This is a genomic window from Alteromonas sp. LMIT006 (assembly GCF_024300645.1).
Lineage (GTDB): Bacteria > Pseudomonadota > Gammaproteobacteria > Enterobacterales > Alteromonadaceae > Opacimonas > Opacimonas immobilis.
This window is the reverse complement of the sequence record NZ_CP101291.1, coordinates 2,517,092-2,533,120: the sequence shown is the minus strand read 5'-3', so window position 1 is coordinate 2,533,120 and position 16,029 is coordinate 2,517,092. Positions and strand designations below refer to the sequence as shown.

At 41.3% G+C, this 16,029-nt stretch carries 16 protein-coding genes; 12 read left to right on the top strand and 4 right to left on the bottom strand.

The features are described 5' to 3' along the window. Positions 1 to 395 precede the first annotated feature (395 nt). The 4 genes from NLG07_RS11875 to NLG07_RS11860 form a co-directional block, all read right to left on the bottom strand. Positions 396 to 851: a hypothetical protein gene (locus NLG07_RS11875; protein ID WP_254855653.1), complete on the bottom strand. Its 456-nt coding sequence runs from the start codon at positions 849 to 851 to the stop codon at positions 396 to 398. 8 nt (positions 852 to 859) lie between these two features. Next, positions 860 to 1,408, bottom strand: a complete 549-nt coding sequence (locus NLG07_RS11870; protein WP_254855652.1) for an RHS repeat-associated core domain-containing protein — start codon at positions 1,406 to 1,408, stop codon at positions 860 to 862. A 30-nt stretch (positions 1,409 to 1,438) separates the two neighbouring features. Next, the gene (locus NLG07_RS11865) at positions 1,439 to 1,864 is read right to left on the bottom strand and encodes a hypothetical protein (protein WP_254855651.1); all 426 of its coding nucleotides are present in this window, start codon (positions 1,862 to 1,864) and stop codon (positions 1,439 to 1,441) included. Positions 1,865 to 2,331: 467 nt separating this feature from the next. Then, positions 2,332 to 3,840, bottom strand: coding sequence for a hypothetical protein (locus tag NLG07_RS11860; RefSeq protein WP_254855650.1), 1,509 nt, complete (start codon positions 3,838 to 3,840; stop codon positions 2,332 to 2,334). A gap of 192 nt (positions 3,841 to 4,032) precedes the next feature. Here NLG07_RS11860 and NLG07_RS11855 point away from each other — a divergent pair, with 192 nt between their 5' ends. From NLG07_RS11855 to NLG07_RS11800, 12 genes are all read left to right on the top strand, one after another. After that, a complete protein-coding gene (locus NLG07_RS11855) occupies positions 4,033 to 4,344 on the top strand; it encodes a hypothetical protein (protein WP_254855649.1) in 312 nt (103 codons plus the stop codon). A gap of 1 nt (position 4,345) precedes the next feature. Then, the gene (locus NLG07_RS11850) at positions 4,346 to 4,744 is read left to right on the top strand and encodes a hypothetical protein (RefSeq protein ID WP_254855648.1); all 399 of its coding nucleotides are present in this window, start codon (positions 4,346 to 4,348) and stop codon (positions 4,742 to 4,744) included. Positions 4,745 to 5,007: 263 nt separating this feature from the next. Continuing rightward, positions 5,008 to 5,679, top strand: a complete 672-nt coding sequence (locus NLG07_RS11845; protein WP_254855647.1) for a recombinase family protein — start codon at positions 5,008 to 5,010, stop codon at positions 5,677 to 5,679. Between the two features lie 67 nt (positions 5,680 to 5,746). Then, a complete protein-coding gene (locus tag NLG07_RS11840) occupies positions 5,747 to 6,904 on the top strand; it encodes a tyrosine-type recombinase/integrase (protein ID WP_254855646.1) in 1,158 nt (385 codons plus the stop codon). 120 nt (positions 6,905 to 7,024) lie between these two features. Then, positions 7,025 to 7,273 (top strand): hypothetical protein, encoded by a 249-nt coding sequence (locus NLG07_RS11835; RefSeq protein ID WP_254855645.1) that lies wholly within the window; start codon positions 7,025 to 7,027, stop codon positions 7,271 to 7,273. 36 nt (positions 7,274 to 7,309) lie between these two features. Further along, entirely contained in the window at positions 7,310 to 7,708 is a 399-nt protein-coding gene (locus tag NLG07_RS11830; protein ID WP_254855644.1) for a transposase, read from the top strand. Then, positions 7,705 to 8,052 (top strand): IS66 family insertion sequence element accessory protein TnpB, encoded by a 348-nt coding sequence (gene tnpB / locus NLG07_RS11825; RefSeq protein WP_254855643.1) that lies wholly within the window; start codon positions 7,705 to 7,707, stop codon positions 8,050 to 8,052. The genes NLG07_RS11830 and tnpB overlap by 4 nt, the downstream gene beginning before the upstream one ends. Positions 8,053 to 8,125: 73 nt before the next feature. After that, a complete protein-coding gene (locus NLG07_RS11820; RefSeq protein ID WP_254855642.1) occupies positions 8,126 to 9,661 on the top strand; it encodes an IS66 family transposase in 1,536 nt (511 codons plus the stop codon). Positions 9,662 to 10,346: 685 nt separating this feature from the next. Beyond that, entirely contained in the window at positions 10,347 to 10,697 is a 351-nt protein-coding gene (locus NLG07_RS11815) for a hypothetical protein (RefSeq protein WP_254855641.1), read from the top strand. A gap of 25 nt (positions 10,698 to 10,722) precedes the next feature. After that, positions 10,723 to 11,370, top strand: coding sequence for a hypothetical protein (locus NLG07_RS11810; RefSeq protein ID WP_254855640.1), 648 nt, complete (start codon positions 10,723 to 10,725; stop codon positions 11,368 to 11,370). Further along, on the top strand, positions 11,363 to 13,450 hold the full coding sequence (locus tag NLG07_RS11805) for a hypothetical protein (protein ID WP_254855639.1): 2,088 nt from the start codon (positions 11,363 to 11,365) through the stop codon (positions 13,448 to 13,450). Before NLG07_RS11810 ends, NLG07_RS11805 begins: the two co-directional genes overlap by 8 nt. Before the next feature lie 2 nt (positions 13,451 to 13,452). After that, on the top strand, positions 13,453 to 16,029 hold the full coding sequence (locus tag NLG07_RS11800; RefSeq protein WP_254855638.1) for an RHS repeat domain-containing protein: 2,577 nt from the start codon (positions 13,453 to 13,455) through the stop codon (positions 16,027 to 16,029).

Here is a 16,029-nt window from a genome sequence, read left to right as displayed (position 1 = left end):
TATTATTTTTTTGCTCATCATATTTCCGTAAAACTTCCGCTTAATCGCCCCCTTTTATTTTCTCGGCTTTCAGCTGATTTCCGTTGCTTTCCGCTGAGAATAGAGCGGAAAAGAAAGGGGTTTTTGGAAAAATTATTATTAATCAATGCTTTACTTTTACATTCAGCTTAGCTCATAATCGGCAGGTCCCCCGTTCAAGTCGGGGTCGGGCCACCATTTCTCTTCTATTTTTTGTTCCTTCAACCACCATTGTGAATTGTTGTATAAAGATCGAGTATAGTTTCGGCTGTGTCCCGTTTTGAATTCATTTACATTATGGCAGAAACCTCTAATTATTGCTTGTGCCTTTTTAGGGTAAGTTTACGCTACAAGCTTTAAAATTCATTATATACATTCTATGAATGTGAAAGCTTAATAATTTTAAATGTTACGGCTTTCGATGTATCAAATTTCAATATACATTGACTATTAAATGGAATCTCTGAAGGCACAGAATATGAGCTTAACCAATACTCTTTATCTTTTTCAACATACTCCAGATAATCTTTGCTAGAAAACTCTAAAACCATATTGCTGCACTTCATATCCCCAAAGAAACTGGCTTCCTTATCAGTTACAACTTTAACGATATACTTTCCAGCATAACTATGAGATAAATTTAATTTTTGATAACCTTTATGGTTAATTTTTATTGATACTATTTCATCAAAGTAATTTGATGGTGGAGAAGAAATATTTAATACAGTATAAATAAATCCCTCATCAAAATTTCTCAGATGCCATTTAACATAGACTGGAAAAGCAATTAGCATCAAGATTATAACAATCAACGAATACAATAGAAGTTTCATTTTAGGATTCAAAGTTTATTAATGACCGATCTAAAAAGTGCATCTCTAACTACCGCAGTTGCAAAATCTTGACACTGATTTGATGGAAGAAATAAGCTGTATTTCCCCTCGAAAGATGATTTTAGATTTTTGATTGACTGTCTGATTTCGTTATCAGAAATATTTATTTTTTCACAGCTTTTATACTCGCTTTTTTTAAACTCCACGTCGGAACGAATAACGCCGTTTTTATTACCATCTTTAAATAAACCTACATTAGTCCCATCATCCAAAAATAATTGGTCATGTCTCAATACACCAAGCATAGGACCTCCACCAAGCCCCCGACGACATACCTCTAGAAGCCCTATCAGATCAATTTTAGAAACAGGATTTCCACCCACATAAGCATAGGTATTCATCCCACCAGCTAAACCAATGGGGTCGCTGGTAATATATCTACCTGTGCTGGCATCATAATAGCGATGAATGTTATACCACAGCTCAGTCTCTTTATCGTAATACTGCCTTGGAAAACCGAGGTTAAATTCTTCAATGGCGGATGATACATAAATCACTGACCGGTCAAAATGAATAACCCATTATAACTACTTTGAATTTCTCCAGCCAATAATCACATTCTCAAGTTTGATATTAGGTTTAACAATAACAACATCGAAAACTTTGTTCAACTTATAATTTTTTGGATATTTAAATGAAATTTCTAAGTTTGTCGGACTTGTTGAGTATGTCATTTTTTTTAAAACCACAAGCTCTCCTGTATTGCTATTTTTTAATTCTATTAATACACATCCTTGAGGGAACTTCTCTTTTATAAAATCTAATTCTTTAACCACACCTAAACCTAAAACATTAGGCAGCATATTTGTAACATCGATAACTATTTCTGCATGATAGTTAACTGCGTAAATTGGTTCAGGTGTATTTATTGAAAATCTCTCATCTATAGTCACTGGGTCTATTGTTAGCAATATAAACTTTGATAAAAATAATATTTTTATAAATTCTATCATTGGTTTATCTTAGCTTCTATAAGAACGTCGGAAACCCACGACTGACAATTTCTAGCACCTGAGATCATTAAGCCAATAGATAGTTTTGATGGGTAGCCAGCTAAATAACCACTGCCACTATAGGCAATGAATGCGCCAGAGGAATGTAAAACGGGAACTGCTAATAAAGGCAACATAGGATATCCTTTTATGTAAGTATTTTACTTTGCCCAAATATAATCCAGCACTGATGTCATAACTATAAGAAAATTTCTTAGATTATGATTAGTATATCGAACATATCATAAAATACTCTTAACTACCTAATGGTACTTATTACAAAGTTGGGGCCACTAATGAGGTAGCCCTAGGCACCCCTAGGCTTTCATTAGGGACCATTAGTAGACCCTTAGTGCTACTTAGAGAACATTAGGGGGTTATTCTTATTATTCTCTTTAATATTTAATAGTATTTAAAGAAGATGAATACTAAATATCCTCTCCCTTGATATCAGTATAGCTATCATAATATCTCTGCATGAGGTTTCCCTCTTGCTTAAATAGGAATGCTTGATGAAGTTCTTGTGTTGATAGGATGTCCTCATGGGGTGGCCTGAGTGCCATATCTTTATTCTGGATATGCAAAGTGCGGTGTGACTTGATGACCTCTGGTTTTACTGTTATCTCCACACCCATTATTTTCTTAAAGCTTTGTTGCATCTGTGTTTGTAGGATATCCCAGTGTGATGCTGTCACAATAAAGCTGTCATGAATGGGCAAGCAGGTTATCCCAAGTGCCAAGAGGGACAGCATGATATCTTCTGCCACACAGCTATCGTAATACTGAGCCTCTAGGCCTATTTGTGTACTGAATATAGATTCTATAACAGGGTGGGTGAGTATGATTTTTTCTTTCAGTTCCTGAGTGTTACACCCGAGGGCCTTAATGTCTTTTCCACTTAATCGATAATGTCCCTTTTCATCATTGATAAACGCATTAAAGGCCTTTTTTACCACAGGGCGACGTCTATCCTCTTTCCCCTCCCAGTTTGGTAATCCAATATCATATACATCTATTTTAGGAAGCAGGCATGTCTTATTAAGTGCATATATTATATTGATGGCAATTCCACTGAAATCTATTTCGATGGTCTTGCGGTTGTTGATCCGAATGACTGGGCGGTGCTCTGATGATACCCCTTGCCACCAGCCTCCGTAAAATCGCCCCCCTCTATCTAAACGTCCTTTTGCAAATATGCGTCGTAATTGCACCATATTGATATCTATATGGTGTTGGTAAGGTTGTTGAGTGCGTTGGTCAACATGCTCACGTGTCAGTATTTGCCTGAGCTGCTCGTCCGTGGCATCAAGGTGGATGCACTGTTGTACAAGGTGACCATTTATCTTCGCCAAATTTTGTTGATATGTGTGCAATTTTTCATGGTCAAGATTGGGGTGGGTATGAGCAATAGCAACGGCCTTATCTGTTTTGTCTTTGTCTCTGATTTCAACGCCTCTTTGCATTGGCATGGGCTGTTGTGCAAGCCAGTGTATGTTTAACTGAGAAAAGGCCGTTTCCAGTATTTGTGTTGCTTTAAAAACCGTGACTTTGGATTGACCTGAGGAGCGATATTGACCTTTTTGTATCGTTATCCAATCTAATCTATCAAGCGCCTTAAAGACCGCTTCGACTTTGTTGGGGTATACATAAGGAATTTTGTTGGGGTCAGTGAGGTGGTAATGGCGCTTGTGCAAAGGAATACTGATGAGCTTTTCATGCCTGTGGTATTGCTTTTCTTGGTAGTTAATAAATAGTGCGCATATCAGATGTCTGGCAATGTCTTCCAATGCAACTCGTCGCTTTTGTGCATTACCCCCTTGCTGAGATTTGTTCAATAGTTCAACACTGGTATTGGCTAACTCATCCACCAGCTTATTGATACTCTTGTTGGTAAAAGTTGGGTACCAATCAAAGCGTCTATCGAGTTTATCAGTCAACACAGCTCCTTACTGTTCATGCACATTACAAAATAGGTATCGCTATAGAATAAACATAATCAGAGATGCTCGCAAAAACTGATTATTTAAACTGAGAAAAAATCAGTATCTATATCGGAAAACTCCTTCCAAACAGAGCACGGTATTTCATTACGTGCACTGCTCCATCTTATTCATTTATAGGAATACCTTATGTATACAACATACACGTGGCCATGGGATACCCCTATGGCAATCTCTAGTCATGCGCATCGGTTATTACATGATGTCATCGTAACGCCTTTTGATAACTTGCAGGAGTCAAAAGCATTCTGGCATGACACCAAATGCTGCTTGCATATTCAGTTATCGGATTATCCAACTGTTTTGACGGATGCTCAAACTCGCTGTTTATTAGAGCCGGACTTTGTCGAGCATGATGATGGATGTTCACTTTACTGTCAGATCACCGGTAATGCCGGGGGCGGTGTGTTTTTACTCATCTTGCACGCTGAGGAGGTCTAACATGGAGGGTTATACTCTAATATCATCGGGACAATGCCCTCTACTCAATGCACGTTCGCATGCAAAGCTTAACTACGACATCCTGCATGATGACAAACAGAATATCTATTTGCGCTTCGTATCGAACTCTGGAGGTGGGTTTTTTAGCCCGGACATCATTGCTATAACAGCAATCAAAGATGTTTTGCAGAAACTCCCAACAGAGAAAGTATTTAGCTCAACGGTATTCAATTGCTTGTTTGTTGGAAAAAGCGCAAATAACGCTTCTTTTTTAGCAGCAGTATTACGCCAAGAAGGCATGCTTTGCCCATCCTCAAAGCATGTTTATCGACACGAAATTGGCAACCTCGATGCCATCTGTAAAAACCACGCAGTTGTCCCTAACAAGACGACGTCTTAAATCATCAATAAACTTGCCCACCCCAATCAATACATATCACTAAATGTCCTTTTAGCGTTATGCATTTGTTTGGTGTGGGTGTATCACATTCAAAGGAAACCAAAGATGTTCTTGATACTATCATTATTTACTATTTACCTCATTTGTACCAAACCTCTCGCACTAGAGCGTCTAAGCCAGTGCATGTTTGGTATGTTCAGCTTGCTTATTTTGCTCATTACGAAAATCCATCGATTTTATAAGAGTGCCAAAAGGAGTAAGGCATGAGTCAAATTAACTATGTGGCTTATTACCGAGTCTCGACGGTGAAGCAAGGAAAAGCTGGCTTAGGAATGCAAGCTCAAAAACAGGCCATAAGTGATTTTCTAAGGCTACACAATGGCATCTTAGTGGCTGAGTATACAGAGGTTGGTTCGGGCAAAGCCTCTGACCGTCCAGAGTTTGAAAGGGCTGTGGAATATGCTCAACTGGCTAATGCTGTTTTGTTAGTGGCTAAACTAGATAGGCTAAGCCGAGACTTACACTTTATTACTGACTTACAGAAAAAAGGGGTCCGCTTTAAACTCGCTGATTTCCCTGACATCGACCAACTGACGATTCATATCTTGGCTGCAATGGCCCAACATGAAGCGCAGATGATTTCGCAACGAACTAAAGCAGCCCTTAGTGCGGCAAAGTTGCGTGGTGTGAAATTGGGTAACCCCCAACTTGAGCGTTGTCGTAATACTGACACTATTTCTGCAACTCAAGCCCGTACGTCTGCTCAAGGCGCTTGGCGACAAAAAATCATCAAGGTCATCCATCATCTGCAAGCTCAGTACCCGCAAGCCAATACGGTCGAACTGGCCCACTTGCTCAATCAACGTGGGTTATGCAGTTATCGTAACAAGCCTTTCAGCAGTGCCATCGTGTCACGACTACTGCGTCAGGCTTAATCATACAAGGCAGGCTCACCCCTGCCTTTTCATTCAAAGCATTAAACAACATTTTATACCGGAGATAATGATGAAATACTCATATATTGACCAAACTTTTATTGATAATTTACCCACACCAAAGGACAAGATTAAGGCGGAGTATCGAGCGGACAATTTACCGAAAGGCTTTCGCATCGAGATACGTCAGACGTCAAAAGGGGTGGGGACATATCGCTATCGCACCAAAGAAAAAGACCATAACTTAGGACGTTCCGATAGGCTTTCATTGGAAGAGGCATTACAAAAAGTGGCTCAGCTCATCCCTCAATCCAGCCAATCCCCTCATTCCCCCTTTTCACCACCCATTACCCAGACGAGTCATATGTCAATGTTGAGCTTGAATGCGTTTTGGGAGCAGTATTATTGGCCACATGTCAAAACCCGATTGCGCACATTTAGGAATATTGAGTCGATGTGGCGACTGCGTCTTAAGCCAACTTTTGGTCGTCAGCAGCTTGAGGAGATTAAGGTAATAGATATAGAGCGGTTTCAAACTAACTTGTTAGAGCAAAATTTATCAGGTAGTCATATTACCGGACACTTAAAGTTATTGAGTCGCATGTTTACATTGGCAATACAATGGGAGCTTGTCACTAAGAACCCATGTGATAAGGTTGAGTACATTAAGTTTGATAATCAAAAAGAGCGCTTTTTAACGCCTCAAGAGCAACAGCGTTTTATCGAAGTCCTCATGCAGCACCCTGATCGCCCGGTTAACCTATTGATGATATTCTTACTGGTAACGGGAGTAAGAAGTGGGGTAGCAAAAGCGCTTCAATGGTCTTGGGTCGATATGAATAGCTGCACAATAACGGTTCCACCTAGTGTCGCTAAGAATAAAAAGCAAAATGTGATCTTACTCAACACAACCGCCATGGATATCTTATCCCGAGTGTTAGGAATGCATTGTACTTATGTGTTTATTAATCCTGTGACGCAAAAGCCATATAACGATTTTAAAAAGTCGTTTAAGAGTGCTTTAAGGGAGGCTGATATACCTCAGACTGTGCGTATACATGACCTACGTCATACGTTTTGTAGTAATCTTGTATCGAGCAACGTTTCATTAGCGAGTGTTCAACAGTTAGCGAATCATGCCTGTTATACCACCACCCTTCGATATGCAAAAATATCTCAGGAGACTCTTAGAAACGCCTGCCAAGTGGCCGCCATTGAGCTTTAAAATAACGCCCCTACTTACTCATATTGCTATGGGTGGGTAGGGGATTTAGATTTTAAAAGGTTATCTAGGAGGGGATATGATAGTGTGTAATATAGAAACGTAAGCGAGTGAGGGAAATTTATGAAAATCTTGATCAAGGCATTTTTAACATTACTTCTTGTTTTATCCCTTGTAGTAAATGGTTTGCTGCTGGTCTCAAAAGCGGGATTTAATTTTTTAACTGGCTTATTGGATAACTTAGGGTTAAATCCCCCTGTTGTGCAGATGAAAAAGGATAATCAAAACATAAAAAAGCAGAATCAAAAATTAAAAAAGCAAAATCAGAATATGAGTAAGCGTACGGTCATTACATCTTTAAACGCCTCATAAATCTGTCATCCTGTCATTTTCATAGTTGAGTTGATTATGTCAGGAATCAAGCAAACAACTTCGCGCAGGGTGTTTTCCCCTGAGTATAAAATGCACATCGTCAATGAGGTTACACAAGGCACATTGTCTGTATCTGTCATTTCACGACAATTTGATATCAATCACAATCAGATTTTTCGTTGGGTGCGCGAAGCGAGAGATGGTAAAGCCTCTTGGGTCACAAAAGCCAAGCAAACAACGGAATTAGTTGCCCCTGAGTCGGCTGTATCAGAGTCTTTATTGCCTGTCACTGTTGTGTCTGAGCCAGTTAAGCCCTCAGTCCCCCCACCGCCAACTGCTGCATCAATGCACATTGAGTTACGTAATGGGCATCGGATTGTGTTTCATGACAATCATCCTGGCTTCATCAAAACCGTTATTGAGGCGCTGACATGATTGGATTGTCACACGATGTGCGCATTTGGTTATGTGCAGGACACACGGATATGCGTAAAGGCTTTGATGGTTTATCCGCCATTGCCCAGCATGTTTTAGACAAAGACCCATTTAATGGCCATGTATTTGTGTTTCGTGGTAAGCGTGGCGATAGAGTCAAATTGTTGTGGTGGGATGGCCAAGGATTGTGTCTGTACTACAAGCGTTTGGAGCAAGGTCGTTTTGTCTGGCCTAGTGCACAATCGGGTGCGGTGCATCTGTCTCATGCGCAATTATCCATGTTATTAGAAGGCATCGATTGGCGTCCTCCGGCAAGGCGTTCTCGCCCACAATACAGCGCTTAAAAAGAGTGAAAAAAGGCCTTAAAAAAGGGATTAAAACGTGTGTTCATCTGGGCTCAGTGGTATAATAAAGCCCATGAAAACAAGCCCTTCCGCCTTACCCGACGACACCAACGCCTTGCGTGAAATCATCGCGCAACAAGCGGCTCAGCTGTCTCAAAAAACGGCTGTCATCGAGGACTTGTATCAGCAACTCAATGCACTCAAACGTCATCGCTTTGGTCGCTCATCCGAACAAGTTGAGAAAAACATCCATCAAACCGAGTTGCAACTTGAAGAGCTAGAAACTCAGATAGCGCAAACAGCAGCTTCTGCTGATGATACATCGTCGATGGGGAAACGCACTCCTAAGCGTCGAGTGAAATTACCCGAATCTTTACCACGTGATGAAAAACGCCTCGACAGCCATCAAAGCTGTCCATGCTGTAACGGTAAGCTGATGCACATTGGGGATGATGTCTCTGAAATGCTCGATGTCGTGCCAGTCAGCTACCGTGTGATTAAAATCGTTCGCCCTAAGTATGGCTGTAGTCAGTGTGAGACTCTCGTACAAGATGCAGCGCCTGAGCGTGTGATTAACAAGGTTTTACCCAGTGCGAATGTGCTCACCCAAGTCATGGTGGACAAGTACCTTGACCATCAACCACTATACCGTCAGGCTCAAAAGATGGTACGCGAAGGCATCGATGTAGAGCGCTCTACTTTAGCGGATTGGGTCGGTCAGGTAAGCCGATTACTTAGCCCACTCGCTGAAGCCATTGGCAAGCATGTCAAACAAGCTTCTCACTTACATGCTGATGACACCACCGCCCCCACACTCTCCCCAGGAAAAGGTCGCACGCAAGTCGGGCGCTATTGGACGTATGTTCGAGATGGACGCGCATGGAGCGAGCAAGCACCGCCTGCGGTCTGGCTACAATACAGCGAAGATAGAAAAAGCATTCATCCCACTTCACACTTGCGTCACTTCAAAGGCGCACTGCAAGCCGATGCTTATGCCGGCTACAACGATGTGTATCGCAATAATGTGACCTTTGTAGCGTGCATGGCACATGTCAGGCGTAAATTTTATGATATTACGCAATCAGGTCCTGCTCCGATTGCCGAACAAGCCATCGCGTATATCCAAAGACTGTATGCCATTGAAAAAAATATCCGCAATCAACCACCCGATAAACGAGTCAAGATAAGACAACAACAGGCTATCCCGATACTAGATACACTATATGAATATCTAGACAATCGCTTACGCACCGTATCGAAAGGCTCAGCCATATCGAAAGCCATTGCCTATGCGATAAAGCAAAAGGACGGTATCTATGCCTACACAAAAGATGGTCGAGCCGCAATCGATAACAACTCGGCAGAGCGCTCTATCAGACCCATTGCACTCGGGCGTAAAAACTATCTGTTTGCAGGCTCAAAGGCGGGAGGCGAACGGGCAGCTGTACTGTACTCGATACTTGGCACCGCAAAACTCAATGACATTAATCCAACACAGTATCTGACAGCGGTACTCAAACGCATCAGTCAGCACCCTATCAATCAGATTGATAAACTCTTGCCGTGGAATATCGACCTAGACGATAAGTCATCACTACAGGCTATTTAAAAATAAGTGTCCACTAGAAGATATTTAAAGATAACTTTCAGGGTGATTATTTATCATACACCCTCACACTTTTGGTTGCTATGAAACGTGAGACAAACCCTAAATATCAATACGTAAAGGCGATTTATTAGTTTTCACATAGATCATAGCAAAAAGGTGAGAATAAGCGTAACGAGTTAATCAAGATTCTCACTTTTTCAAACCTAGCAATTTGCAAAATATAGTTGGATATTTGTTTTTTGCTAATACTTAATAAAGCGCCGTTTTATGCAAAACTTGGTAGGAAACTATTTTGGGGTTAATTGCTCAAAACTACGGAAAGAGGTTACTAGCTATGCTTCATCAAAGAGTGGTGCACTTATTTATATGAATTTACGACTAATAAAAATCAAACATAAAGGCTTTGCAGTATTTAGGTGATGAAAAGCTTTTAGCTGGTAGTAATAAAAAATAACAAATAGAAGTCATTGCAATTTAGTTTGAAATATACAGCTCTAAAATAAATACTGTTAGCTAATAACACGTTAACTTTTCAAAATGGATATTTACCATAAATAATTAATTACAAATAATTTAACCACCTATTATCCTCATACTTATGTCTAATTGTCAATATTTTGTCTATTCCGCTTAATTCATAAAAACAGGTCCCACGAAATAAGATGCACGAAACAGGAGCCGCCTCATGCCTTCATTATCACCAAAACCTTCAATTTTTTTACTCTTCGGTGCAATAACTATCGTATCAGCATCAAGCCAAGCGGCTGACTTCACATTAATAGAGCAAGAAAACCAATCGTACCTTGTAAAATGCCACAATCAGGTTGAAGCGCATATTGCGTTTGAGTTTTCTGAAGAATCGCAAATGTATGACATGTGTGTGCTTCGTCATTATCAGCAATTACCTAACGGAGTTGATGTGGTTGAAGTCAATCATTGCGTGAGTCATTCTTCGAATGATCTTAATGACGTTGCAAAACAATTATGTGATCCCTATCAAGCTGTGACATTAGAAGGGGATGATAATGAAGGTTAAGTCTTTTGTATGTAGTGGACTGCTTATGTTACTGTCTGGATTCACTACGACAGCCAGTGTTGCATCAGTCCATGGTTTTGAATCCGGTTGGGATGGTTTTATTAATACCGGCTCTAAAGTTTTTTTTCGTCGTCAAGGGGCAACGCCTTCTTCTGGAACTGGGCCTGCTTCAGGGGCAAATGGCAGTCCTTATTATGTGTTTTTAGAGACTTCCTTCGGTGGTGCATATCATAAAGGCAATACCGCCATGCTGCAAAAAAGCAATGTCAGCAGTAACACGATTATCTTTGATTATCACATGCATGGTGATCAGACTGGTACCCTTGGGCTTGAGGTGTATTTTGAGAATGCTTGGCATCGCGTCTGGCAAGCTTCGCATCAGCAGCATAAAAATTCCTCCACTCCATGGACACGTCAGCAAGTGAGTCTTGCGTTTTATCCGGGAAGAAAATCCATTCGTTTTGTGGCTATCGCTGCAGGTGGATATCGCGGCGATATTGCTATTGATAATGTGCAATTTGCTAATACATCCGCCAGTACGACTTCTACTTTTCATTATGACTCTCTCAATCGCTTAGTCTGCGCCGAAGATGCCGTCAATGGTGATAGACAATATACCTATGATAAGGCAGGTAATCGTGAGCAAATGCGCATAGGAGAGTGTCATGAATAAACCATCGCTAATATTTTATGGACTACTCATATTCTTTATTAGTGTTCCAAGCAGTGCATTAGCTACGACTGAAAGTACAGGTATGGGTGACAGTGGTGCCTATGAAGGTCCCGCTTTGGGTTTGCCACACTATTCTGTTACCGATGAGCATTTGATTAATGTGGCCTCAGGGGCGATATCTCACTCAATACAAACGGTGTCTATTGGGCAAGGACAGCATGGGCTAGCTCATAGTATTTCGGTGATTAACAATGATTTAGTCAATTATCATCAATCACAAGCGCCAGGTTATAAAGATAAATTTCGTGGGGGCATCATCACGCAAAAATTCAGTGAAAGAACTGTCAGTGGTGCCCCCGATGGTGGTGCCTATGGTGATACCACTTATATTTACTACACAACACACGTGTTTGACCATGAAGGCAGCTACGATTTTGATTTAGATGCATCTACAAATACCTTTACCAATATTCGCGATGACCAAGTCACACTGGTTTATCAAAGTAACGGGCAATATCTGTTAACCAAAGCCGATGGAACAAAAGTATATTTCAAAGGTTATTTCAAACCCAATGCACAAGAACACCTCAAAACCTATGCGGTGATGGTAAAAATCGTCAAGCCAGACGGATTTACAATTGATATTCACAAGCGCCACAATAGTATTTTTAGCCCCATCATGAGTGTTAATACCAATAATGGTTTACAGCTCAAATACATTTATGACGTGCACCATCGTCCTATTGCAGCGGATAAGCGTGATAATCCACACATGGCGCAGATACCTTCCGAATCCGGCTCATGGTCAAGTGCGTTTCCTAGTAAAATTGTTGCACTAAACAATGCTTTAGAGGTATGCCCTATTCAAAATAACACTTGTCAATTAAGTCATGATTGGCCGACAGCAACATTTGATTGGCCGGATGGCATGCCGCGGGCAATGTATGTGGGTCAAGATACCTTCACCGTCACCGACATGGGAGGATTGAAGACAGTGTTTCACACTTCTCAAGCGACGCATCCACTTTATTCGTATAAAAGTGGCTCTGTGATCAGCAAAATAACATTGCCTAACGGACAATCTATTACTTATGGATACAGTTTATTCCCAATACTGCAAACATTTCCTCCTGGCTCAATGCAACCCCCTTATGTCAAAGATTATATTCTTGGAGTATTAGGCGCAGCAACCAAAGATGGCAGAACTACAGAATATTGGGTCGGTCCCAATAAAGCCTCCAAAGATGCTTATAGTGGAGAAACCATTGCAACAACTACCAATGTTGACCGTGGCGTAGAACGAATTTATTTTTCCAATGTATTAACAGCTCAATCACATTCACCAAAAAGTCACTGGGGTAAGGTCATCACGGTACCGTATTACATTGAAACGTGGGATAAGATTATTCATTTGACCAAAGATGCGACTAATCGTGTGACAGAAATAGAAGATAAGTTAACCGACCATTATTCCTTATTTGAATACGATAATAAAGGGCGCCTCTATCAATCCACTGTCAATGGTGCAGTGACGCAAGCGCAATTTAACACCTATATGTGTAATAGCGTTAATTGCAATAAACCCAGTGCAACGAGCAGTCCATACAGCACTTTTCTCGGCTATGATAGGGACGAGCCTGCACCGGTGTGGACGTATACAAAGTACAGCCACCAAACGGGACAACTCATAAGCATTACTCATCCCCAAAATGCCAGCAATATCAATCCGATGTCAGTCTATAAATATACCTTGTTATCTGCGCGATATAAAAATGCTGCTGGTAGTATTGTCAAAGCGACAACACCCATATCCATGTTAACGCGAGCAATCAGTTGTGAAAACTCCGCCATGGTAAGTGAGCGCTGTCAAGGCAATGACCAAATCACCATCGATTATCACTACGGTACAGGAAGTGGTGCTAATAATTTATGGTTAATTGCAAGCACCTATTCTTCTCATAGAGAGCGCAGCAGTTTTGTGACGTGTTATGAGCATGATAAATACGGACGCGTTATTGGTGAATCCCAACCCAAATCAGGCATATCAGTGAGTGCCTGTAATACAAAACGAGGGTTTTAATCATGATTAATTTACATAAAACCTTCATTCTTCAAAGCTTAGTCATTGTATTTTTATTCAATATGATAAGCACGGTAAATGCCTCGCAAGTTGCCAGTGAATTTACCACTGCAACGCGTTATGACATTGCCGGACGAGTCACCGGTACAATATCGCCAGACCCTGATGGTCGCGGGCCATTGACCTATGCTGCAACAAGAATCACTTACAATGCAATCGGCTTAGTGTCGTTAATTGAGCAAGGTGTACTTGCAAGATGGCAATCAGAATCCATTGCCCCTGCTAATTGGTCACACTTTACCCGTCATTCCAGTGTCATGCATTATTACGATAGCAAAGGACGCTTAGTGGGCAAAGCCATTCGGGATGCGAGCAACACGACACGGCAATTTGTTCAAACGAGCTATGATAATTTTGACCGCGTTGTGTGTGAAGCGCGGCGTATTATCCCCAGTCAGTTTGATAACGTAACCATTGATGCTTGTAAGGCCGGCTATCATCCAGATTACGGGTACGATAGGATTACGCGCTTTGAATATGATAAATATAATCAGGTATTGGTTGAATATCGCGCGTGGGATACGCCCCTTTCCCAAGCGTATCGCGAAAATATTTATGTACCATCACGACCAGGATTACTTGCTTCGGTAAAAGATGCCAAAGGCAACGAAACCCGCTATACCTATGATAGGTATTTAAATATCTCGCGCATTGATTATCCTTACTACGGACCAAGTCATTACAATCAATATCGCTCGGATAATGAATATGCCACCTTTACATACGATGCACGTGGAAATTTACGTCATGAGCGTAAACGCAGTGGTGATGAATTTGAGTATCGTTACGATAATCTCAATCAACTCGTTGCTAAAATAGCACCTGATAGTCAAGATTCAGTGCGCTATCGCTATGATGCTCAAGGTTTGCAACTCTCAGCAAGTAAAGGCAACTACAATGATAAAATCACTTTAACGCATGCCTATGATGCACGAGGAAACCTGAAAAGTACTACCACGGCAGAAGGCTATTATGGCACTACGCGAGTGCGCACGGTGTCGATGGAATATGATAAGAACAGTAATCTCAGCAGTATTACCCATCCTGATGGCCAGCGTTTTGCCTTTACTGTGGACGGACACAATCGCTTAAAAAGCATTGTGCATGCCAATAACCAAATACTGCTGCGCATTGATTATTCAGCGCAAGGTCGTCGAAAACAACTATGGCGTGCTAATGGAAACCACACGCATTATGCGTTTAATGATATTGGGCAATTTACACAACACCAACAAGCCTTTGGGCAAAGCCAATATAACCTAACCCAAGGCTTTGCCTACAACAAGATTGGGCAAGTCCAAGAGATTAGTACCAGTAATATCGGCTATCACTATCAAGGTAATGAGCAGCGTCAAGGCCAATATAAGGTTAATAATCTCAATCAGTACATTATGATTGAAGGTGCGATGTTGCACCACGATAAAAATGGTAACCTCACTAGTGATGCCGATAACAACCGCTACAGTTACGATAGTGAAAATCGTTTAATTGCTGTCAATGGCAATGACACCGCAAGTATTACCTACGACCCCAATGGGCGTTTATATAAGACCGTTATCAATGGCAAAACGAGTTACTATGTATTTGCAGGGGATGCGCTAATTGCCACAACGGATGGCAATAACAACATCACCGCGCGATTTATTCACTCCAACCAAATCGATGAGCCGCTCATCCAATACCAAGGCTCATTAGCAAGTTACAGTGCCACTCAATACTTACATGCCAATTACCAAGGCAGTGTCATTGCGGTGAGCAATCTGAGCAATAACAAAGTATCGCAGGTCAATCAATACGATGCTTTTGGTGTGCCTGCTGGCATTAACAACACCTTGTTTGCCTACACGGGGCAATTGTATTTAAACGAGTTACAATTATACTACTACAAAGCACGGATTTATCATCCAAAGCTTGGGCGATTCCTGCAAACTGACCCTATTGGTTATGAAGATCAGATGAATCTGTATGCATATGTGGGGAATGATCCTATTAATATGGTTGACCCCACGGGTAAAGTTGCTGAGTCGATCTGGGATGCGTCTAGCCTCAGCGTAGGGTTAGTTTCTTTAGGAAAAAATTTAGCTGCAGGAAACTGGTCTGCTGCTGGCATTGATGCGATTGGAGTAATTGCAGATGGAGCTGCTTTAGCAATTCCATTTGTTCCGGGCGGTGCTAGTACGGCGATCAGTGGCTATCGTCAAGGGGCTGATTTTATAGCTTCAGCTGATGGTGCTGTAGTGCGCAATTCTACTTCAGCGGTAAGAGAGTCATTAGAAGGCGCTGGAATGTCTGGAACAGCAGTAACGAACAAAGCGGGAACAGAAGCCGGAACTATTCATAATGTACCTGATATGAAGATGGATGTTAGAGTCATGGATGGTGGTCCAAATCATCCACCAAGAGTAGTAACGTCTAGGCAAGGTTCTTCTCAGCCAGTAAATCCTGCAAATGGCAAAAATTTTGGTAACATGAAAAAAGCGGAACAAAGAGCTAAAAGTCATTTGGAGGTTGATAAATAA

Excerpts from the sequence above, each read along its gene's own strand:
- NLG07_RS11875 (WP_254855653.1), bottom strand. The coding sequence starts at position 851 with ATGAAACTTCTATTGTATTCGTTGATTGTTATAATCTTGATGCTAATT.
- NLG07_RS11865 (WP_254855651.1), bottom strand. The coding sequence starts at position 1,864 with ATGATAGAATTTATAAAAATATTATTTTTATCAAAGTTTATATTGCTA.
- NLG07_RS11855 (WP_254855649.1), top strand. The coding sequence starts at position 4,033 with ATGTATACAACATACACGTGGCCATGGGATACCCCTATGGCAATCTCT.
- NLG07_RS11850 (WP_254855648.1), top strand. The coding sequence starts at position 4,346 with ATGGAGGGTTATACTCTAATATCATCGGGACAATGCCCTCTACTCAAT.
- NLG07_RS11845 (WP_254855647.1), top strand. The coding sequence starts at position 5,008 with ATGAGTCAAATTAACTATGTGGCTTATTACCGAGTCTCGACGGTGAAG.
- NLG07_RS11840 (WP_254855646.1), top strand. The coding sequence starts at position 5,747 with ATGATGAAATACTCATATATTGACCAAACTTTTATTGATAATTTACCC.
- NLG07_RS11835 (WP_254855645.1), top strand. The coding sequence starts at position 7,025 with ATGAAAATCTTGATCAAGGCATTTTTAACATTACTTCTTGTTTTATCC.
- NLG07_RS11830 (WP_254855644.1), top strand. The coding sequence starts at position 7,310 with ATGTCAGGAATCAAGCAAACAACTTCGCGCAGGGTGTTTTCCCCTGAG.
- tnpB (WP_254855643.1), top strand. The coding sequence starts at position 7,705 with ATGATTGGATTGTCACACGATGTGCGCATTTGGTTATGTGCAGGACAC.
- NLG07_RS11820 (WP_254855642.1), top strand. The coding sequence starts at position 8,126 with ATGAAAACAAGCCCTTCCGCCTTACCCGACGACACCAACGCCTTGCGT.
- NLG07_RS11815 (WP_254855641.1), top strand. The coding sequence starts at position 10,347 with ATGCCTTCATTATCACCAAAACCTTCAATTTTTTTACTCTTCGGTGCA.
- NLG07_RS11810 (WP_254855640.1), top strand. The coding sequence starts at position 10,723 with ATGTTACTGTCTGGATTCACTACGACAGCCAGTGTTGCATCAGTCCAT.
- NLG07_RS11805 (WP_254855639.1), top strand. The coding sequence starts at position 11,363 with ATGAATAAACCATCGCTAATATTTTATGGACTACTCATATTCTTTATT.
- NLG07_RS11800 (WP_254855638.1), top strand. The coding sequence starts at position 13,453 with ATGATTAATTTACATAAAACCTTCATTCTTCAAAGCTTAGTCATTGTA.